Source organism: Streptococcus sp. 27098_8_148 (genome assembly GCF_041432105.1).
Taxonomy (GTDB): domain Bacteria; phylum Bacillota; class Bacilli; order Lactobacillales; family Streptococcaceae; genus Streptococcus; species Streptococcus parasanguinis_AE.
Map to the genome: position 1 here is coordinate 14993 of NZ_JAPVYY010000016.1, position 20623 is coordinate 35615.

Genomic DNA, 20623 nt, shown 5'->3' on the forward strand with positions numbered 1-20623 from the left:
GTAATCCTCTTTCCTTAAAAAATCGATTTGTAATCTAAGACATCCGCAAAACGTTCTGCCCAAATATTTTCATAAAATTCATTAAGCGTTTCTGCCGGAATATCCTCTCCATCAAAGATTGTGACAGCTCCTTCTGGAATGACCAGCTTGTAGCCGTATTCAAACCCCACTTTGACGGATGTATCGACACAATATTCTGTCTGCATACCACACAGGACTAGTTGTTCAATCCCTTGTTGATCCAAGTATTCTTTTAATCCTGTCTCCTTAAACATGCTATTGTATCGCTTCTGAAATACCTTTTCATTCTCCTGTCTTTTCAACAGGGGCGATAATTGCCAATCTTCCGACGTTAAAGCCTCTGGCGTTTCAATATGCTGCATGTAGATAATTTCAACCTGCTGTTTTCTAGCCTGATCTTGTAAATAAGCGATCTTCTCTACGAGCTTTTCTGTCTCAAAACCTGTTTCCACTAAGATATTTTGTACATCAATAATGATAAAAGCTGTTTTCACTCACTGCTCCTCTTTCAAATACTTCACAAAGGCGTTATAGGTTTCAAGGGTTTGGGGATAAATGGGCAATCCTTGGTGGGCCAGGTGTTCGACTGTGCGAGCCGTCTCATAGGCCACAGCACGATCCAAAGAAACTTGAGCGATATCACGTGCTTGCTCTACCCCTGGAAAGGCCCGGTTGTGCTCAATGTAATCAGCCACATAGACAATCTTGTCTAAGGTTGACATCTGATCACTCCCCACGGTGTGGATCTCAATACTGCGAAGAATGGCTGGATCTGTCAGTCCGAGGTCTTCTTGGATCTTGTAAATCCCGACCATCCCATGCCAGACATTGTTGCCCCAGTTTTTTAATGCTGGATCCAGCTCATAGCGATCGATCAAGTCCAGAAATTCCTGATCCGATAATTTCTTGGCGTAGTCATGTAACAAACCTGCTAGGCCAGCCTGCTCTTCGTCAGCCCCATAGCGTTTGGCCAAGTCACGCGCAGCCTTCTCAACCCCTAAACAGTGGGTTAGCCGCTTTTCTGGCAGGATTTGGCGCATTTTTTCAAGCAAGACCTCACGAGAAAAGCCTAGATAGTTTTCATAGGTCATTGATACAATCCTTCTTTCTTGATGTAGTCCAAGACTGGTTTTGGCAACATAAAATTCGGCGTCCGACCCTTGGCTACAAAATCACGCACCATACTAGAGGAGATGTCCATTAGAGGAACATCCACCCAGATCACCGGATAAGAAGTCCCCGCCTTATAGCGTGGTCGCTGGACCCCGACAAATTGCACAATCTCCACCAATTCATCAATGCGGTGCCATTTTGGTAAATAATCCACCATATCTGCACCAATAATGAAGTAATAATCTGTGTCTGGATCGCGTTCATTGAGCAAGAGCATGGTGTCATAGGTATAGGAAATGCCTTTCCGTTCGAGCTCGATCGTCTCTATTTCCAGACCTTCAATGCCTTCAATGGCTAATTCCAGCATCTTAAGGCGATGATGCTCTGCAATCGTCCCCTTGGCATCGACATGCGGTGGCTCATACTCAGGCATCAAGAGCACCTTATCTAACCCTAATTGTTGGCGCACTTGATCCGCAACGACCAAATGGGCATTGTGGACCGGATTGAAATTTCCACCCAAAATACCAACTTGTTTGCGTTTCTTGTCTTTGATCTCTGGCTCTAACTCTACCTTGGTAAAGGGAGTCAATAGTTCAATTGCCATAGGTTTGCTCTCCTCGATGTCCTAAATTTCTTTTACCTTCGCTGAAATTTTACGATTTTCTTTTTTGCTTGATTGTTTGAACAAGATGAGAATCCGACCAATCTTTTGGACAGTTTCCACACCGATTTCTTCTTCCAAGATTTCCGCTACTTCATGGATATTCTCATCCGTATTTTGAAGAAGGGTCACTTTGATCAGTTCGCGCGCATCAAGCGCTTGGCGCACACTGGTTTTGATTTGGTCATTGAGCCCGTTTTTCCCGATTTGGATAATGGGTTTGAGGCTGTGGGCTTGGCTGTTGAGGAAAGCCCGTTGTTTAGATGTTAATGTCATATTTTTACTTCCTTTTTTTGATCGTTATTTTAAGTGGTGGGGACGGCCGGAACTAATTTTTCAAAGATCTCATCTTTGAAAAATGGATTTCCTCACCTCAAAATGGAGCCTTGGTCTCCATTTTGCCCTTGCCAATCGATCGATTGGCAATTACACCACGGCAATAACGATCTCTTTATGAGCTCACTTTGTTCGCTCTTCAGATATATTTTTTCCTGTTTTTTTAAATGATAGCTTTGCGGGTAACGACGGCAACGCCTTCTGGTGCCCAGACGGCTACTTTGGCTTCTCCATTGACGCGGATCCAGCCGAGTCCTGAGATGACCAGGTCTGTCTTATCCTTGATGGTAAACTCATGAGAAACCAAGGACGGGAATTCTTCTTTTTCCTTGCTGTTAGGAGGAGTTAGTAAGCCACCGACATGCTTGTTATAAAAGGCGGTCGCGCCCTCTAGCTTGGTTCGGTGAAGCTTGAGTTCGTTGTCAAAGAAGGCAGTGAAGCCTTGCTTTTCCCCCTTAATAAAGTCAAAACGTCCCAAGCCACCCAAGAAAAGGGTTTGCTCCGGATTAAGCTGATAAGTCTTGGGCTTGATTTCTTTTTTAGGACTGACATACTTGAGGTTTTTTGCCGTCAAGTAATGAGCCATTTGGTGGCGATGGATAATCCCTGGTGTATCGTAGATGTAGGATCCATCGTCCAGTGGGATTTCGATCTTGTCCAGTGTCGTTCCTGGGAAGCGAGAGGTCGTGATGATATCCTTATCCCCAGTGATTTCTTGGATGATTGCATTGATGAGGGTCGATTTCCCAACGTTGGTCACACCCACCACATAGACGTCACGGCCCTTACGGTACTGCTCAATCTTTTCCATCAAGTCCTTGATAGCACTCTTGTTTTGAGCAGAGGTGAGGACCACATCGACAGGACGCATGCCTTCTTCGTGGGCTCGCTCCATCAACCAGTGGGTCACCTTGCTATCCTTGACAGACTTGGGCAAGATATCTTTTTTGTTTCCGACCAAGAGGACATCGTTCCCTGCTACAAAGCGTGGTAAGCCAGGGATAACGGAGCCATTAAAGTCAAAAATATCGACTACATTGACCACGAGAGCATCACTGTCCCCTACTTCGTGAAGGAGTTTTAGGAAATCATCATCTGTCAGATGCACATCTGTGATTTCATTGTAGTGACGCAGACGGAAACAGCGTTGGCAATAGACTTCGCCTGTTTCCAAGCCCTTTTCAAGTGCTGATTGGGGAGTATAGCCTAGCCCCTCTTTGTTTTCTGTCTGAATGGGGGCTCCACAGCCAATACAGAATAATTCTTCCATTCTTAAATTCCTTTTTTGTATACAATCGGACCATATTTTTCGGCCATTTGCTTCATGACACGGCGTTCACGTGCCCGGTTGATCTGCGTCTTGATCGAGTCATGCTCAACCAAAGGCTTGACCAAAATCGAACGAATGCCTGCACGATGGGCAGCCCGGATATCGGTCATCAGTTGATCCCCGACCATGACCACTTCATTTTTCTCATAGTGGAAACGTTTGAGGGCACGATCAATCCCAAAAGTAAAGGGCTTAAGCGACCAGGCTTCATAGTCAATATCAAATTTCTCAACAGCGCGCTTGACCCGTTTGGGACTATTATTAGACACCACGATAACCCGAATCCCTCCATCACGAAGGTCATGCAACCACTGGCGCATTTCAGGAGTCCCATCCGGATTATTCCAAGCAATCAAGGTATTATCCAAATCCACAAGGACCGCCTTGATACCCTGTTTTTTCAAGTCTGTAACGGTGAGATCATAGGCTGCTTCCACCGCAAAATCTGGTTTGTAATTTTCGATTGACACGTTTTTCTCCATTTTTTATACTCCTTTCATTGTAGCATAAAAAGGCCCATTTTGCACCCGCTTCACGACTAAAACAGCAACAGACTCCAATCAGGTCGCTTTCACTACTCAAAAAATAGACAAAATCCTTACAAAGTTCCAAAAACATGGTATAGTAGAAGAAAAAGAACTCGGAATTTTTTATGAAACAAACAAGCTTAAAAGAGGTCTCTCCTCTTCTCCAGCGCATCATTAATTGGTCGTCCATCATTGGGGCCCTCGCAACCCTTGCATTCTGTATCTGGGCCTACTTTTCTGGCATCCTTCAATCCAAAGAAACCTTGTCAGCTTTTATTTTGCAAGCTGGAATCTTTGGTCCACCTCTCTTTATCTTTCTTCAGATCCTTCAAACGGTGGTCCCTATTATTCCTGGCGCCCTGACATCTGTCGCTGGTGTCTTTATCTATGGCCACATCATTGGGACCATCTACAACTACATCGGAATTGTCATTGGCTGTGCCATTATCTTCCATCTCGCCAGAATGTACGGGCCCAAGTTCGTCCAATCCATGGTCAGTAAGAAGACCTACGACAAGTACATTGGCTGGCTCAATGAAGGCAAGCGGTTCGATCGCTTCTTTATCTTCATGATGATCTGGCCGGTTAGTCCCGCTGACTTCATCTGTATGCTGGCAGGTCTGACCAATATGACCTTCAAACGCTACATGACCATCATCATCCTCTGCAAACCCATCACCCTCGTCATCTACACCTACGGCCTGACCTATATCATCGATTATTTCTGGAAAATGGTTTAAAGCATGACACCACCTCCTAAAGACTAGGAGGTGGTGTTTTTGTAAGCCCATGAATAGTTTATTACTCTCTATTTCGCAACCCAACCGATCGCATCTGCCGGAGGATTGTCCACATCAATCCAGATGAAGTCAATGCCGATTTCACCGTTTTTGAATTTGGAAAGACGGATACCATTGATTTCTAGCTGAGACAGTTTCTTACCCGTTAAGATCTCTCTATCTTTTAGCTGAAAGACCCCACGAAGAATCCAATTGCCAAGGATTTCTTGCTTATCAGTTGATTGAATGGCCTTCCCAGCTTCTTGGTTGATATAGGCCGTAATCACATCTCCTGATGATAAAAATCGTAGCTTAAAGGTCCGTTCTTCTTTTGGGAGCACAAGTTTACTCGTACCTGGCTCAAACCTTCCAATATCTTTACCAAAAAAGTCTGGACGCTCCTCATGGAAATGTTTGGAGTCTGGAAGAGGAATATACACTTCACTGACTGGACGATACACCAGCTGTTCAATTTCTTTGATTAGTTTTTCATTCCCCGTCTCGTGTACAAAGCGAATCAAGTCCTCGCGAATGGACTTCATCTGAGCTTTTTCTTCCTTGGTAGACCATTTTTTCAAGAGAATTTCTTCCAAAGAGAAGGTCACAAAAGCTAGTTCTTCTGGAGCGAGACTATCTTTAAATTTTTCCTGAATCTTTAAAATCCGTGGCAAGCGATCTTTCTTTGCCAACTTTGATCCACCATTAAAAGCATTAAATCCAGAATTTTCTTCTACATTTCCATGCTTGTCTGTGATTACCCAAGAAACGGTCTCAAGAATCTCCGAATCACTTTTTTCTGAGGTCAATAAGTGAAGGTGTTCAAAGAGATAAAAGGGGTCTTCGACATAATTCACATCCCAAGTATCAACCACAATCTCCTTATTTCTAAAGGTCATATGGAGCTGACTATCTGCGGCCGTATATTTGTAATCATGATGGCCATCTGTGAAACGGAAATTTGTCGGATTGTTCTTAGTTGTTGATCCTAAAATTTTGAGATGGTCCAAATCAACAGGCAAATAAGTCGTCTCTCCTACATGGATCTGAGGCTTATGTCCCTTCGAGGTCGGCATCAAGACATGATAGACGGCTTCTACATGACCAGCATCAGAATGAAACCCCTTTATGAGTGCTTTGGATGATTCAATCCGTTGATTTCGCAAGGTCGCAATCTCACGGGCCAGTTTTTCATAGCGAGCATCATTTTCTTTATCAGCTGTTTCCTTGTCCGGTGAAATATCAGCATGAAATCGAATTTCACTTAACAACTCATTCCAAGACTGTGAATCTTTCTTGAACTGAGCAATCTTTTGATCCCCTGAATCCAAACCAAAGGATTTAATCCCAACCAAATATTTATGTTGCTCATCAACGACCAGCGAAGCATCATAAGAGGTATTGGCAATATCCTCACCAACAGCATGAAAAGCTTTTTGGAAAACAGTTTCTTGGAATTTTGAATTGACTATCGGAGCAACATAGCTTTCTCGATCATTAGAATCTTCGGCTTCTGCCTTTTGAGAAAACGCCTCACTCAGACTAGCAAAGTTGGTAATGAGCGTCTTGTATTTTTCTTTTTGTTCATGTTTAAGGTTTTCCCACATCATTCATTCCTCACTTCTTATTTAAGTATATCAAAAGAAGACTAGATTTTCACTAGTCCTCTTACTTATATAATTCGTTAAATAATGCTGTAAAACTCAAAATTGCCACGTTTTTTTACCAATCTGAAATAATCTTCATCTGATAAAATGGCAAGACCGTCCTCATAGGACGCAATCTTCTTCTCTGCCTCCTCATAAGTGGAGACAAAATCTTTCACATAAGACTGGCCTTCAAACTGGCCATTCATCTTGGTATAGATAATGGCAAATTTTCCGGAACGATCCAGTTGAGACAGACCATTGCTCTCATTAAGGGCAAAAGCAATCCGCTCTGCAATGCGTTTAATCACAGGGACGACCACACTATTTCCAGCTTGTTTATAGAGTTGACCATTGGAAACCCCCTCAGGCAACTTAAAGGTCTTTGGATAACCTTGTACATTGAAGGTTTCCTTCGGTGTTAACTTACGAATCTCCCCACTGTCAGTCAAAATCAACGGAACATTGTGCCCACCTGTTCCCATATTGGCCGTTAAAGTTGGAACAACGCCGTTTTTATTCTCACGAACGTATTGACGACGCCACTGGTAGACCGTATCTTGACTGGTCACATTGGCCTTGAGATCAGCGTAGAAATTTTGCTTGCCTTCTCGATAATAGTAGGCCTCATCTGGCTTAGCACCAAAATCAATAACATCACTCAAATTCGTTGTCAGCTTGATTTCCTCTGGGAATTCAAACAAGTCATAAGCTTCTTTGGTATCAAAACCAACGATATAGATCCGCTCGCGGTTTTGTGGGATATTTCCGTAGTCTTTTCCGTTGAGAACCTTCCACTTGATGAAGTAGTTGTTCTCCGTCAAGGCTTCACGAATCACCTTGAAGGTATTGCCGTGGTCATGACCGACCATGTTCTTGACGTTTTCGATAAAAATGGCGCGAGGTTTGCACCCCTCAATCATGCGAAGCAATTCGAAGAAAAGATCGCCACGATCATCATCAAAGCCCTTGCGATAACCCGCAATACTAAAGGCCTGACAAGGGAAACCTCCCATAATCACATCCACGCGCTCAGCCGGAATTTCTTCCGGCTGCACCGCATGAATATCACGACTATCCAAATGCGTATTTGGATAATTTAAACGATAAGTCTGACGCGCATACTTATCAAATTCATTGGCATACACCACTCTGAACTCGTTGGTCTGTTCAAATCCCAACTCAATTCCCCCAACACCTGAGAAGAAGGCTGCAATGTTGTACTTCTCAGGTCGGTTCGAACTTACAGAATTTGTCATGTAGTTACCTGCTTTCTAAAAATCTTTATTATTCAAGTAAATTTCTTTGTATTTCTATTAGTTCATCTACTTCAAATCTACTATATTTAAAAATAGAAGCAATAATAATCTGATTATCCCTAAATTCATCATTTAAAATATCAAACATGTCTTCAATATTTTTTTGATCTACTTCCCTACCACTTGGAGAGTCTAAAACAATTGGAAGTGTTAAGCCGAGATATTTTTGAATTTCAATTATATATGCCATTTTATAGCAAAATACAATTTTATGTAATATAGTACCACTTAACGATTTTAAATCTGATGTGAATACAAAATTTTTATCAGCATTTAAATAGTCTTCAACATTTAATTTCCTTGCAAATTTTAAAATATTATCAAAAATATGTTGATTAGTATCATCACGTAATGAAAACTTTATTCTATCCTCAATCCCTTTTTTATATTCCTTAAGCCTCTTTATTTCAGAAGCTATAACTTCTTTTGGTGCTGTGATAAGTTGCAATCGTTGTTCGAAAAGCTCAATAGGGTTTTCAACTTTTACAAGGTACTGAGAATTATTGAGTTCTTGCTCTAACTCAAATTCTTCTTTTCTTAATTTTTCTATTTCTTGTCCTAAATGAAATACTCGTAGTTCAATCACAGTTTGTGTTTCTTCAAATCCTGAGATATTATCTCGAGTTAATTCTACTATACCTCCGTCTGGACATCGGACACTTAATCCCAAACTTTCAATATACTTAAGATAATCCTCATTTTTGGACAAAATATTCTTCAAAACAGATTGTTTTTTTAATAACTCATTTCTGTTATTTCTAGTTATTAAGAGTTTATTTTCTATATCCGATATTTTATTACTCTGAAAATTACTTTTATCCATTAAATCAAAATTTTCACTCTGAAATAAAATGATTTTTTGCAATTCACTTAATTTATTTAACTCTACAGCAATTTTATTCGCTTCAACTCTTAAATGTGATATATCTTTTTCAGAAATTCCTTCTATTAACGTTTCAACTTTAAATTTTATACCGCCTATAACAGTTCCTCTATTTAGTAGAGTCCATCCTTTATCTTGATCCAAATATATACAACCTAAAAGACTTTCCAAAACGTTAATGTTACTTGTTTTAAAAATCTTTCCTAAAATATAATATAAATCTCTTGGTAACTCTAAAGTCTTAGTTTCTCCTCCTATATCCATTGTTATATTATTATTACTACGCCACAAAATTACTAATTGATCGGTTTCAATAATCAATTTTGTTTGTAACTTTGAAAATCTAATTTTTTTTGTAGATGGTATAGAATACCCCATTGAATAAAATAGTAACCTCAATAAAGTTGACTTCCCTACACTATTGATATTACTATAAATTTCTGTTTTCTTACCAAATTTAAATTTTTTTGTTTCATACCCATTGATAATTTCTAGCGACTTAAAATTCATATATTTAATCCCCTTCTAACACTGTCTATATCTGAGTGAGAAGACAAAATTTGAAATAGTATCACTTTGGTTAAATCATCTAAAAGATGAGAAGATATTTTACCATTTAGATTCAAGATATCATTTTTAAATCTATTGTAATAGACTTTAATGAAGTTCTCAACCATATCCCTTCGTGTAGTACAACTCAATGAAAATTTATTAAATTCAGTTGTTACAGAAGTAACAAACTCAAAATCTAATGATTTATTCAAAATTAGATCTGAAAAATCTGTCTTCAAACTAATTTCATTAATCTTGGGAATATCAAATAATTCATAAACCGTGCTCTCTTCAATATTAATGCTATACAGAATTATCAGCCACCCTAAATCTTTTATGGTTAAAGCTATTCTTTTAGATGCATTATTTTTAAACTCGTTTTGCAAATTAGAAAAAATTTAAATTTGCTTTAAACCTTGGAAAACCAATTTCATCTAAACGATTGATCACTTTTTCCCTAATAAGTCGATAACGTGTTTCATCATCACTCCCATGGAAAGTGATTTTTAGGATGTGAATATTTTGTTTCAATTTTTCAAAATCAATTGCAACATTTGTTTTATTAAATATTGAATCAAGTTTTTTCTTATGAGTATCAGGAAGTTCATCATAACGTAAATTTACCCTAGATCCTTGAAATAAATTTGGATATTTATTTGCTCTTATAGGAATTTCAATGTTATTTCCATAAATGACCTCGCTATATTTCTCATTCACCTTATTCACAGCATTGATTAAAGAATTAATAGCATTAGTCAAATGTTGATTAGTCGTAGAGTTTGAATACGGATTTTCCTGAGCTTTAGCTTGTATATAAATTGGTTCCTTATTACGGAAGTATATCTCAATATCTTCTGTTAGACCTTCAACTTTAAATCTTTCAACTTGAGTTAGGTCTTGATCCATAACTAAGTATAACGCTAGATTATATTGAAAATCCCAACCAAACGCAGAGGAAGTTGCATTTGTATTCTTATGATGAGTAGTCATTAAAATTATCTCTCTAAAATATTCTCAACCACAATTATACCAAAAAACACGGCATACCGCCGTGTTTCTGTGTTTATTTAACGAGTTTCTTCATCTCATCAATCCGTGCTACGGTCGCGTCGTACTTCGCTTGGTAGTCGGCTTGTTTGTCGCGTTCTTTTTGGACGACTTCTGGTTTGGCATTGGCTACGAAGCGTTCGTTGCTAAGTTTCTTACCAACCATGTCGAGTTCTTTTTGCCATTTGGCTAATTCTTTTTCAAGGCGAGCCAATTCTTCTTCGACATTAAGAAGATCAGCGAGTGGTAAGTAGATTTCTGCGCCTGTGATGATACTTGACATAACCAAGTCAGGAACTTCTACATCTGCTGCAATTTCCAAGTGTTCTGGGTTTGTGAAGCGTTTGATGTAGTTGACATTATCATTAAAGAAAGCATCGAGCTTGCTGTCGCTTGTCTTGATCAAGATAGTGATCGGCTTACTTGGCGCTACGTTCACTTCTGCACGTGAGTTACGAACGGAGCGAATCACATCTTTGAGAGCTTCAACGCCAGCTGCTGCTTCCTCGTTTTCAAACTCTGGACGAACCACTGGGTATTCAGCAGTCACGATCGTTCCTTCAGAGATTTGGCCGTAGATTTCCTCAGTTACGAATGGCATGATTGGGTGAAGGAGACGCAAGATTTGATCCAAGGTGTAAAGAAGAACCGAACGAGTGATGACTTTTTCGTCCTCATTGTCGCTGTAAAGCACTTCCTTAGTCAACTCAACATACCAGTCCGCAAACTCATCCCAGATGAAGTTGTAGAGGATGTGACCAGCCACACCAAATTCGAACTTGTCAAAGTTCTCAGTAACTTTTCCAATGGTTTCATTGAGGTTGTGGAGAATCCAACGGTCTGTGACATTACCTGCTTGACCAGCAGCCACTTTAGCTACATTTTCACGCGCCACATCCAAGGTCAAACCTTCATTGTTCATAAGGATATAGCGAGAGATGTTCCAAATCTTGTTAATGAAGTTCCATGAAGCATCCATTTTCTCATAAGAGAAGCGCACGTCTTGCCCTGGTGCAGAACCGTTTGAAAGGAACCAACGAAGGGCATCAGCACCGTATTTCTCGATAACATCCATTGGGTCGATACCGTTACCAAGAGATTTCGACATCTTGCGTCCTTGCTCGTCACGAATGAGACCGTGGATAAGGACATTTTGGAATGGCTGACGACCTGTGAATTCCAATGATTGGAATATCATACGGGACACCCAGAAGAAGATGATGTCGTAACCTGTAACCAAGGTTGACGTTGGGAAGTAACGTTTGAAGTCTTCTGAGTCGACATCCGGCCAGCCCATAGTTGAGAATGGCCAAAGGGCAGAACTGAACCAAGTGTCCAAGACGTCTTCATCCTGTTTCCATCCGTCACCTTCTGGGGCTTCTTCGCCGACGTACATTTCACCCTCAGCATTGTACCAGGCAGGGATTTGGTGACCCCACCAGAGCTGACGAGAAATAACCCAATCGTGGACATTTTCCATCCATTGAAGGAAGGTATCGTTGAAACGAGGTGGGTAGAATTCTACTTTGTCGTCTGTATCTTGGTTTGCGATAGCATTTTTCGCCAATTGGTCCATCTTCACGAACCATTGCGTAGACAAGCGTGGCTCAACCATAACTCCAGTACGCTCTGAGTGACCAACTGAGTGGGTCATCTTCTCAATCTTAACAAGCGCACCGATTTCTTCTAACTTCTTGATAACAGCCTTACGAGCTTCAAAGCGGTCCATGCCGTTGAATTCACCAGCCAATTCATTCATGGTACCATCATCGTTCATAACGTTCACTTGCGGAAGATTATGACGTTGACCAACCAAGAAGTCATTCGGGTCGTGGGCAGGAGTGATTTTCACCACACCAGTACCGAATTCAGGGTCTGCGTGTTCGTCTCCAACAATTGGGATTGGCTTGTTCAAGATTGGCAAGATAACATTTTTACCAATCAAATCTTTATAACGGTCATCATTTGGGTTAACCGCTACGGCTGTATCCCCAAACATAGTTTCAGGGCGTGTTGTTGCTACTTCAAGGGCACGTGAACCGTCTTCCAACATGTAGTTCATGTGGTAGAAGGCACCTTCCACATCCTTGTGAATAACCTCGATATCAGAAAGGGCTGTACGAGCTTTTGGATCCCAGTTGATGATAAATTCACCACGGTAGATCCAGCCCTTCTTGTAGAGCTCTACAAAGACCTTACGAACGGCTTTTGACAACCCTTCATCAAGGGTGAAACGCTCACGAGAATAGTCTACAGAGAGCCCCATCTTGCCCCATTGTTCCTTGATAGTCGTCGCATATTCGTCTTTCCATTCCCAGACTTTCTCAAGGAATTTTTCACGGCCCAGGTCATAACGAGAGATGCCATCTTCAGCCAAACGCGCTTCTACTTTAGCTTGAGTGGCAATCCCAGCATGGTCCATACCAGGAAGCCAAAGCGTGTCGAAACCTTGCATCCGTTTTTGACGGATGATGATATCTTGCAAAGTAGTATCCCAAGCGTGACCAAGGTGAAGCTTACCAGTTACGTTTGGCGGTGGAATAACGATTGAGTAAGGCTTAGCCTTTTTATCGCCTGAAGGCTTGAAAACATCCTCATCAAGCCATTTTTGGTAACGACCAGCCTCAACCTCGGCTGGATTATATTTAGGTGAAAGTTCTTTAGACATGTGTGTGTCCTTTCTCTATTGTTTTCATTTTTTCTTGAATCTGCTTTGCAACTTCTTCTGCGGACAGATTCGTATTATCAATTTTAAGGTAGTGGTAAAGACCACTCGGTTGCTTTTGGGAATTAAGTTGATCCGTTTTATCAGTCTCTAAAATCTCTCTTTCAGATACCTCAACATACCGTTTCAAGGGTTTGTATTTCAACCGATTCTCTGTCCGATTTCGACGTAATCGCTCCTCCAGAGACGTTTCTAATTCAACAAAAAGAATCTGCTGATGATACTCATTTAACAAATCTTGAATGTCCTTCAAATACATCAAATGGTATTGATTTGAAAAATCAGTTACGCCTGTTAAAATCACCGACCGATGATGCCTGGCGCTTGTTCCAAGAAAAGAAAAGTTAACGCTACGAACAAATTCCCACATTTCTTCCGTAAAATCCTGATAGATTTCGAGTGCGAAATCAATTGGTTGATGGTTGAAAAAGAGAGTCGCACCGGTGAGTTTCGAAAGTTCCTGACCAATGGTCATTTTCCCTGAAGCTGGAGCTCCAATGATGAAAATATGCATCAATCCACCTCCCACTCACTCTTCAGCAATCCATATATCAGACTGTCACAGCGGTTACCTTGAGCATCTTTGCGGTCTCGGATACGAGCTTCAAGGGTAAAGCCAAGCTTTTCCGCGACTCGTTGACTTTGAAGGTTGTAACCAAAGCAAGACAATTCTATCTTGTGAAGGTTCAATTCTTTAAAAGCTAGATCAATCAAAGCACGCGCTGCTTCGGGTACATAACCCCGGCCCCAATAGTCTGGGTGCAAGGTATAGCCAATCTCCAGCACATCGTCTTCGTGGCGATGGTTGAAGTCAACAGAGCCAATGATTTTATCGGTTCCTTTGACCACAATGCCGTAACCAGCTGGAAGATTTTCTTTTTGATTGCGCTCGGGAAGGATATGCTCTAGATAATAAATCTCATCTTCCAAGGTCTTGACGGGTGGGAAGCCTGCTGGGTAAGAGACTTCTGGAAGACTGGCGTAGGCATGGATGTCCTCAGCATCCGCCACTGTTCGGACTCGTAAGACTAGACGCTCCGTTTCGATTCGTTCAGGTAATGTTGCTCTTGTCATTCTTTTTCCTCGCTTTCTTCATAAAGCTTCCCATGGGATCGACTCGGTCATCTAGATAACGATAAACGCGCTGATGGCCGTCCCCCATAAAGTAAGTCGGCGCAAAACGGTCATTTTTAAAATGCCCCTTGTCATCTAAGAGCTCTGGATCGGCCAGTCGTTCGAGAATCTTAGCAAAGATATGGCAGATGCCATCTTCCTCGATAATCCGATCTACCTGACAGTCCAATACGACTGGACAAGCCTCTAAAATCGGAGCCTGAGTCCGTTCAGAAATTTCGTAGTCAAGCCCCAGGTGTTTCAATTTCTCCCGATGGCTGATAAAACCAGCCTGCTCCATCTCAAGCATAAAGTTTTCATCAGGGATGTTCACGCTGAACTGTTGATAATGCTTAATCTGGTCAGCCGCATTTTCCTCAGCACCAACCCCGATGACCAGCCAATCTCCCAGGCTATAAGAGGAACTGCAGGTTGTGATATTGTACCCAAAGTTCTGGTCCTGATACCCCAAGATGAAAATCGGAAAGCCATAGTAGAGTTTACTAGTGTTAAAAGATTGTTTCATGACAAGCTCCTTCAGCCAGGGTTGCAAAAAGAAAAATCGCCCCTGTCATCAATCTGACAGGGACGAATGTGTTGATCCGCGGTACCACCCAAGTTCGGGCAAAGCCCGCATCTTTGTTTATTTCATTTTCATCCATTAGCAACCAGTTTTGACACATTTGTGGACTTCTCAGCACCGCCACTTTCTGTAAAATGTGGGATTCAAAACACCTCTAATAGGTTCATTTTAGCAAGTTTTCCTGGAAATAGCAAGAAATCATAAAAGCGATTATTTAAATTTAACGCCTAGTTCTTTCAATTTCTTGATTGTAGCTGGGCCGATTCCTTTAAGGGCCAACAACTCTTTTTCTGTCCAGTTTGCGAAGTCCGCAACAGAGCGAATACCTTCATCATAGAATGTTTGCGCACGATCAAGTGCCACACCTTCCAAACTTGCAGCAAATTCTTCCACTGAAGAAGCCGCTTGTTTCACTTCTTTCGCTACTGCTTTTGTAGCTTTCTCAACTTTTTTAGGTGCTTCTTTCACAGCTGCAGTTACAGTTGCGACAGCTTTTTTCAAAAGATGTCTATTTTGATGTTTGTATTGTTTCGCACGGTTTACGTTCTTCTTTGCCATTTTTCCTCCTAAATTCAGTGATCAATTCCTAAGGCAACAAGGTTTCATCACTATCATTCCATTCAAAAATCCGTTGATGTCATTTCAACTTTTTTATTGTATCACAATCCCCTAAAAAATCAAGTCATTGCTCAATTTTCAGGTAAATCTAGCTAGTAAAACGCCTTCAATAAGGCCATTTTAATATTTTCTTTCACCAAAGAGGCCATCTGGTAAATCATGAAATCCTTTTCCAGCATGGAAATTTTCAAACTTTCCTTGCAAGAACTGATAAGCGTCCAAACGGCTTTCATAGCGAATCATGGCTATTTTAGCTCGCTCATCCTGGTCTTCATCAAAAACCTTCTTACTTTCTTCGAGAGCCATTTCATTGATCATGACTTGGGTCTTGATCCACTCCTCAAACTCCTTCATAAACTCTGTTTCGTAGCTCATCTTTACTCCATTCCTCTATAAAAATCCGTATCGATCTCTCGATAAGGTTGAATGTCCTGAACATATTCCAAGACGCCTTGAAAGTCTCCCGCTTCATCACGCACTGCTGCATAGGTGACATGGACAAATTTCCCACGCGATTCTGATTTGAACCACATTTCATACTTGTCTTTTTTCCCTTCACGAAGCCCCTGCATGATGGCTTTGACCTTCTCCAAATATTTCGGTGGGTGACACAGCTCAACATTGCGTCCTACCTGCGATGGCGTCCTCTTAAAAATCATTTCCTCAAAAGGCGCAGCATCATTGTAATATTGGAAAATATCATCCTTATTGACAAAGGTGATCTCCATTGGTAACTGGTTCAAGATTAAATTCGCTTGCTCCACCGATAAAAATCCATGACCAAAAGCTTGTGGCTGCTTGCGATCGAAGCTCTCTTCTTTTTTCTTAGGCGTGAAGGTAATGGTCAATTGTCCCTCAGGAGTCTCAATGACCTGACGGTGCTCTTCTCCATTTGAAGAAGGAAGCGGTTCAGTTGAACCTTCTGACTCTTTCGACGCGTCCTCCTTGAAGTCCACGCGTTTCGGCACCCATTTCTCACTTGGGAGAATAATGGCATAACCATAAGCATCACTTTCTTCTGCAATGGAGAGCCAGTCATCCTGGGTGAAGGACTCCAGCAAAATCATCAAGAGGATCGACTCCTCCTTGAAGATCATGCCCTCAAACTCTTGCGCAAAGGCTTCAAAGCGTTCCTTGACTTCAGAAATACTAGAATCCGGTAATTTTTTGGCCGCATCCAAAGCTTTCGCAAAGAGTTCTCGAATTTGGTCATCCACTCCCCACATCACTTTTGGTGGGGAATCATGCCCATATTTTTCCATAATCGGAAACATCAACTCTTCTTTACGACGGTAATGCCGGTCAAATTGACCCACCAAGCCCAGCTGACGTAACAAGCCCTTATGAATCTCCTGAATCATCTCAGGATCCTCAGTCGTCTCATAATTGTTTAGCAAGCGACGGACCCGCATCATAGCGGCTCGAAGGGCTAAGTTCTCCTGTTTAAAGATCTGAACCGGGTGACCTGGATGGTCTGTATCTGCCACTTCGACCCCTTGAACAGCATTCTTAAAGAGATTGGCATGAACATCACAAAGCTCCATAACATCTTCAAAAGTAACCCCTGCATCTGAATTCATCAGTTCATGCTCCATAAGAGAGATCTCAATCGCAGAAACCCCTGCAAAAGTCGCATCAAACCGTTCCTGAACCGACTCAGGGGAAGCTCCATGATGAAGCTCTAATAAGATATCTCTTAAAACATGAATTCGTTCATCACTCATTAGTCTAGCCCCACTACTTCATAGCCATTAGCCTCTAGTGTTCGCACAATCTTCTCCATAGGAGTGCCTTCTAATTTTGATCCCTGTTTCAAGGAAACCTTGCGCCCAACTGTATTGCGCATGATCGGATTGGCTAAAGGTTTAAAGCCCAACTCCACCAACAAGTCCAATACTTCCGGATGTTGATCAATGACTTGAGCCACTGGAATCGATACATCAATAACATTGTCCATTTTCCTATTTCCTTTACTCATTTCGTTCATTTTCACTTCTTCACTAATTTCACAACTGCTTCTGTCCGTGCAGTATGGGGGAACATGTCCACTGATTGAATGTATTCAACCTGATAAACCTTTGTCAAAGACACTAAATCCCGTGCCAAAGTAGAGACATTACAAGAGACATAGACCATCTTTTCAGGTGCATAGTGCAACAAGGTCTCGATTAATTTTGTACCCAAGCCCGTACGAGGTGGATCCACGATCACAGCATTAGCCCGATAGCCTTCTTGGTACCAGCGAGGAATGATCTCTTCTGCTGTACCAGCCTCATAGTGGGTATTCTCAAATCCCATCCGTTTAGCATTGTATTTGGCATCTTCAATCGCTTCAGGAATAATATCCATCCCCCGAACACTTTTCACTCTATTAGCAAAAGCAAACCCAATCGTTCCAACCCCACAGTAGGCATCAATCAGGTTATCCTCTGGAGAAACATCTAGAGCCTTGACAGCCTCACTATACAATACTTCAGTTTGTTCCGGATTCAACTGGTAAAAGGCTCGAGGAGACAGGGAGAATTCATAATCCAAAACACCTTCCAAAATGGCATCTTCTCCCCAAATAATCTGCGTTTGTTCCCCATAAATTTCACTGGATCGAGACGTATTTTTGTTAACAGCAACTGTGACAATCTCTGGGTGTTTCGTGACCAAGTCTTGCACCAAATTGTTTACATTAATCTGACGACTAGTAACCACAATGATCTGAACCTGCCCAGACTTCCGAGCCCGTCGAACCATCATGGTTCTGACACCCAGTTCTTTACGCTCATCAGCAATCGGAATCTGATAATAGGTCAATAAATCCGTTAGATCGTTGGCGATAGCTTGAATATCCGGGTCTTGAACCAAACAATCCTTTAATTCCACCAAATAATGTGAATTTTGGGCATAGAGGCCCGCCTTCACCTGGCCCTTGAATTTCCTAGTTTGAAATTGCAATTTTGCCCGATAGTAAAGCGGCTCCTGCATTCCAATTGTCGGCCGAATATCATACTGTTCAAATCCTTCAGGTGAGAACTTCTTCAAGGCCTGTTGTAATAAATCTGTCTTAAACTCCAGCTGCTTATCATACTTCAAATGCATGATTTGACAGCCACCACAGGTCTCATAGATATCACACATGGGCGTCACACGAAACTTAGACGCCTTGTTCACAGATAGGAGTTTGGCTTCCGCAAAATTTTTCTTAACACTTGTAATTTGACAGAAGATATCTTCTCCCTTCAAAGCGCCTGGCACAAAGACAAGTGTTTTTTTATAAAAGCCAATCCCTTCTCCGTTAATTCCCATTCGTTTAATTTTCAAAGGAATTTTTTGTTTTACTTTAACGTTCATATCCCTATCTTAACACATTTTTCGGTATAATAAAAACATGAAAATTACAAAACTAGAAAAGAAAAAAAGACTCTACCTCCTGGAATTAGACAATGATCAAAAACTTTATATTACAGAAGACACCATCGTCAAATATTTTCTTTCTAAAGATAAAGAAATCAGTGAAGAGGAACTAAAAGAAATCCAAGAGTTTGCTCAATACTCCTATGGTAAAAACCTGGCCCTTTACCATCTTTCTTTTAAAGCTCGAACAACAAAAGAAGTCCGAGACTACCTGACAAAATATGAGATTGATAGTGGCATTATTGATAAAGTGGTCCAACAGCTAAAAGAAGACAAGTGGTTAGATGATCGTCAATATGCAAGAAACCTGATAGAGGCCAACCTTCTCAGTGGCGATAAGGGCCCTCTCTTATTACAACAAAAAATTCAACAAAAAGGGATCCCAAAATCTATCCTTCAAGAAATTCTTGCAGTCTATGATTTTTCAGAAGTGATCGACCGTACCGCAATAAAACTCCTAAAAAAATACCAAGGAAAATATCCGTTAAAAGCCATTGAAACGAAAATCATCCAGGCACTCATTTCAAAAGGTTTTGCTTACAATCAAGCAAAGATAGCATTCCAAAATCTCGAGCTCGAAACAGATGAAGAAACAACCAATGAGCTCATTCTAAAAGAGTTAGAAAAACAATACCGTAAATACAGTAAAAAATATGAAGGCTATGAACTCAAACAACGCTTGACTCAGGCACTAGCCAGAAAAGGCTACGATTATAGTGATATAACGTCAGCCATTAGAGAATACTTAGATTCATAAACCAAATTGAAAATTAAATAGAAAAATAAGAAAAAATTTGAAAAAATATGATACAATATAGAGGATATACTTAGATTGTAGAAAGTTGGTAAGTTATGAAACTACCTAAAGAAGGCGACTTTATTACAATTCAAAGTTATAAACATGATGGCAGTTTACACCGTACATGGCGTGACACCATGGTATTAAAGATAACCGAAAATGCAATTATTGGAGTAAATGATCATACACTTGTGACTGAAAGTGATGGTAGACGTTGGATCACACGTGAACCAGCGATCGTTTATTTCCATAAAAAATATTGGTTTAACATCATCGCCATGATCCGTGACAATGGTGTGTCTTACTACTGTAACCTAGCAAGTCCTTTTCACATTGACCAAGAAGCCTTAAAATATATCGACTATGATCTCGATGTCAAGGTCTTTACCAATGGTGAAAAAAAATTGTTAGATGTTGAAGAATACGAGCAGCATAAAGAAAAAATGCACTATTCAGATGACATCGACTTTATTTTAAAGGAAAATGTTAAGGTTCTAGTAGATTGGATAAACCAAAACAAAGGTCCCTTTTCTGAGGAATATATCAAAATTTGGTATAACCGTTATGTTGAACTGCGAAATAAATAAAGTTGGAAAGAGCGCAAGCTCTTTTTTCTTGTAAATTAATAAAAAAATAACTACAAAAAAGTCTAATGTCAACCATTAGACTTTTTCGATACACTATACACTATCGGGAAGACAGGATTCGAACCTGCGACACCTTGGTCCCAAACCAAGTACTCTACCAAGCTGAGCTACTTCCCGATCTAAAGCTACCGCTTTATGCACCCTAGAGGAGTCGAACCTCTAACCGCCTGATTCGTAGTCAGGTACTCTATCCAGTTGAGCTAAGGGTGCTCGTTCCTATTCAATTATTACATAGCCTTGCGACCATGCACCCTAGAGGAGTCGAACCTCTAACCGCCTGATTCGTAGTCAGGTACTCTATCCAGTTGAGCTAAGGGTGCTTCTTTCAACCTTTGTCTATGCCGAGGACCGGAATCGAACCGGTACGATCGTTACCAATCGCAGGATTTTAAGTCCTGTGCGTCTGCCAGTTCCGCCACCCCGGCCTCCTCAAGCGAACGACGGGATTCGAACCCGCGACCCCCACCTTGGCAAGGTGGTGTTCTACCACTGAACTACGTTCGCATTGCTTTCTTTATA

23 protein-coding genes and 5 tRNA genes are annotated in these 20623 nt (G+C 41.1%); 3 read left to right on the top strand and 25 right to left on the bottom strand.

The window, feature by feature from the left end:
• Positions 1 to 14: 14 nt before the first annotated feature.
• The 6 genes from O3646_RS09875 to O3646_RS09900 form a co-directional block, all read right to left on the bottom strand.
• Entirely contained in the window at positions 15 to 515 is a 501-nt protein-coding gene (locus tag O3646_RS09875) for a cysteine hydrolase family protein (RefSeq protein ID WP_371610823.1), read from the bottom strand.
• Positions 516 to 1112: a bis(5'-nucleosyl)-tetraphosphatase (symmetrical) YqeK gene (gene yqeK, locus O3646_RS09880; protein WP_117744615.1), complete on the bottom strand. Its 597-nt coding sequence runs from the start codon at positions 1110 to 1112 to the stop codon at positions 516 to 518. It lies immediately after the preceding gene.
• Positions 1109 to 1741 carry a nicotinate-nucleotide adenylyltransferase gene (locus tag O3646_RS09885; RefSeq protein ID WP_003012335.1) on the bottom strand — a complete coding sequence of 211 codons (633 nt, stop codon included), beginning with the start codon at positions 1739 to 1741 and terminating at the stop codon, positions 1109 to 1111. Before O3646_RS09885 ends, yqeK begins: the two co-directional genes overlap by 4 nt.
• A 21-nt stretch (positions 1742 to 1762) precedes the next feature.
• Positions 1763 to 2074 carry a ribosome assembly RNA-binding protein YhbY gene (gene yhbY, locus O3646_RS09890; RefSeq protein ID WP_003005853.1) on the bottom strand — a complete coding sequence of 104 codons (312 nt, stop codon included), beginning with the start codon at positions 2072 to 2074 and terminating at the stop codon, positions 1763 to 1765.
• Positions 2075 to 2297: 223 nt separating this feature from the next.
• Positions 2298 to 3404 (bottom strand): ribosome biogenesis GTPase YqeH, encoded by a 1107-nt coding sequence (yqeH, locus tag O3646_RS09895; RefSeq protein ID WP_368397890.1) that lies wholly within the window; start codon positions 3402 to 3404, stop codon positions 2298 to 2300.
• A gap of 2 nt (positions 3405 to 3406) precedes the next feature.
• Entirely contained in the window at positions 3407 to 3934 is a 528-nt protein-coding gene (locus O3646_RS09900) for a YqeG family HAD IIIA-type phosphatase (protein WP_118095844.1), read from the bottom strand.
• Positions 3935 to 4116: 182 nt separating this feature from the next.
• Between O3646_RS09900 and O3646_RS09905 the strand changes: the two genes are divergently transcribed.
• A complete protein-coding gene (locus O3646_RS09905; protein WP_368397891.1) occupies positions 4117 to 4731 on the top strand; it encodes a TVP38/TMEM64 family protein in 615 nt (204 codons plus the stop codon).
• Positions 4732 to 4799: 68 nt separating this feature from the next.
• Here the strand turns inward: O3646_RS09905 and O3646_RS09910 are convergent, their stop codons facing one another.
• The 14 genes from O3646_RS09910 to rlmD form a co-directional block, all read right to left on the bottom strand.
• Complete coding sequence (locus tag O3646_RS09910) at positions 4800 to 6374, bottom strand: hypothetical protein (RefSeq protein ID WP_368397892.1); 1575 nt, start codon at positions 6372 to 6374, stop codon at positions 4800 to 4802.
• A 77-nt stretch (positions 6375 to 6451) separates the two neighbouring features.
• On the bottom strand, positions 6452 to 7672 hold the full coding sequence (locus O3646_RS09915; protein WP_371610824.1) for a DNA cytosine methyltransferase: 1221 nt from the start codon (positions 7670 to 7672) through the stop codon (positions 6452 to 6454).
• A 28-nt stretch (positions 7673 to 7700) separates the two neighbouring features.
• Positions 7701 to 9125: a hypothetical protein gene (locus O3646_RS09920; RefSeq protein ID WP_371610825.1), complete on the bottom strand. Its 1425-nt coding sequence runs from the start codon at positions 9123 to 9125 to the stop codon at positions 7701 to 7703.
• A gap of 429 nt (positions 9126 to 9554) precedes the next feature.
• Positions 9555 to 10157, bottom strand: a complete 603-nt coding sequence (locus O3646_RS09925; protein WP_371610826.1) for a hypothetical protein — start codon at positions 10155 to 10157, stop codon at positions 9555 to 9557.
• 73 nt (positions 10158 to 10230) lie between these two features.
• Complete coding sequence (locus O3646_RS09930; RefSeq protein WP_070594362.1) at positions 10231 to 12882, bottom strand: valine--tRNA ligase; 2652 nt, start codon at positions 12880 to 12882, stop codon at positions 10231 to 10233.
• Complete coding sequence (locus tag O3646_RS09935; protein ID WP_070594361.1) at positions 12875 to 13453, bottom strand: AAA family ATPase; 579 nt, start codon at positions 13451 to 13453, stop codon at positions 12875 to 12877. Before O3646_RS09935 ends, O3646_RS09930 begins: the two co-directional genes overlap by 8 nt.
• On the bottom strand, positions 13453 to 14013 hold the full coding sequence (locus O3646_RS09940; protein WP_195486985.1) for a GNAT family N-acetyltransferase: 561 nt from the start codon (positions 14011 to 14013) through the stop codon (positions 13453 to 13455). Before O3646_RS09940 ends, O3646_RS09935 begins: the two co-directional genes overlap by 1 nt.
• Positions 13991 to 14578: a flavin reductase family protein gene (locus O3646_RS09945; RefSeq protein WP_371610827.1), complete on the bottom strand. Its 588-nt coding sequence runs from the start codon at positions 14576 to 14578 to the stop codon at positions 13991 to 13993. The genes O3646_RS09940 and O3646_RS09945 overlap by 23 nt, the downstream gene beginning before the upstream one ends.
• Positions 14562 to 14735, bottom strand: coding sequence for a hypothetical protein (locus O3646_RS09950; RefSeq protein WP_223346172.1), 174 nt, complete (start codon positions 14733 to 14735; stop codon positions 14562 to 14564). The genes O3646_RS09945 and O3646_RS09950 overlap by 17 nt, the downstream gene beginning before the upstream one ends.
• 110 nt (positions 14736 to 14845) lie before the next feature.
• Positions 14846 to 15193, bottom strand: a complete 348-nt coding sequence (locus tag O3646_RS09955; protein ID WP_003011968.1) for a helix-hairpin-helix domain-containing protein — start codon at positions 15191 to 15193, stop codon at positions 14846 to 14848.
• A gap of 180 nt (positions 15194 to 15373) precedes the next feature.
• Positions 15374 to 15628, bottom strand: coding sequence for a DUF1912 family protein (locus tag O3646_RS09960; protein ID WP_013903179.1), 255 nt, complete (start codon positions 15626 to 15628; stop codon positions 15374 to 15376).
• 2 nt (positions 15629 to 15630) lie between these two features.
• The gene (locus O3646_RS09965) at positions 15631 to 16977 is read right to left on the bottom strand and encodes a DUF438 domain-containing protein (protein WP_371610828.1); all 1347 of its coding nucleotides are present in this window, start codon (positions 16975 to 16977) and stop codon (positions 15631 to 15633) included.
• Positions 16977 to 17210, bottom strand: coding sequence for a DUF1858 domain-containing protein (locus tag O3646_RS09970; RefSeq protein WP_003005810.1), 234 nt, complete (start codon positions 17208 to 17210; stop codon positions 16977 to 16979). The genes O3646_RS09965 and O3646_RS09970 overlap by 1 nt, the downstream gene beginning before the upstream one ends.
• Before the next feature lie 32 nt (positions 17211 to 17242).
• Positions 17243 to 18595: a 23S rRNA (uracil(1939)-C(5))-methyltransferase RlmD gene (rlmD, locus tag O3646_RS09975; RefSeq protein ID WP_223346174.1), complete on the bottom strand. Its 1353-nt coding sequence runs from the start codon at positions 18593 to 18595 to the stop codon at positions 17243 to 17245.
• A 37-nt stretch (positions 18596 to 18632) separates the two neighbouring features.
• Between rlmD and recX the strand changes: the two genes are divergently transcribed.
• Entirely contained in the window at positions 18633 to 19415 is a 783-nt protein-coding gene (gene recX / locus O3646_RS09980) for a recombination regulator RecX (RefSeq protein ID WP_070450246.1), read from the top strand.
• A gap of 95 nt (positions 19416 to 19510) precedes the next feature.
• Positions 19511 to 20044 carry a DUF402 domain-containing protein gene (locus tag O3646_RS09985; RefSeq protein WP_003005798.1) on the top strand — a complete coding sequence of 178 codons (534 nt, stop codon included), beginning with the start codon at positions 19511 to 19513 and terminating at the stop codon, positions 20042 to 20044.
• A 103-nt stretch (positions 20045 to 20147) separates the two neighbouring features.
• Here O3646_RS09985 and O3646_RS09990 read toward each other — a convergent pair.
• The 5 genes from O3646_RS09990 to O3646_RS10010 form a co-directional block, all read right to left on the bottom strand.
• Positions 20148 to 20221: transfer RNA gene (locus O3646_RS09990), tRNA-Pro, on the bottom strand.
• A 19-nt stretch (positions 20222 to 20240) separates the two neighbouring features.
• Positions 20241 to 20314 (bottom strand) — tRNA-Arg (locus tag O3646_RS09995).
• 36 nt (positions 20315 to 20350) lie between these two features.
• Positions 20351 to 20424, bottom strand: a tRNA-Arg gene (locus O3646_RS10000).
• Positions 20425 to 20443: 19 nt separating this feature from the next.
• Positions 20444 to 20529, bottom strand: a tRNA-Leu gene (locus O3646_RS10005).
• Between the two features lie 7 nt (positions 20530 to 20536).
• Positions 20537 to 20608: transfer RNA gene (locus tag O3646_RS10010), tRNA-Gly, on the bottom strand.
• Positions 20609 to 20623 lie beyond the last annotated feature (15 nt).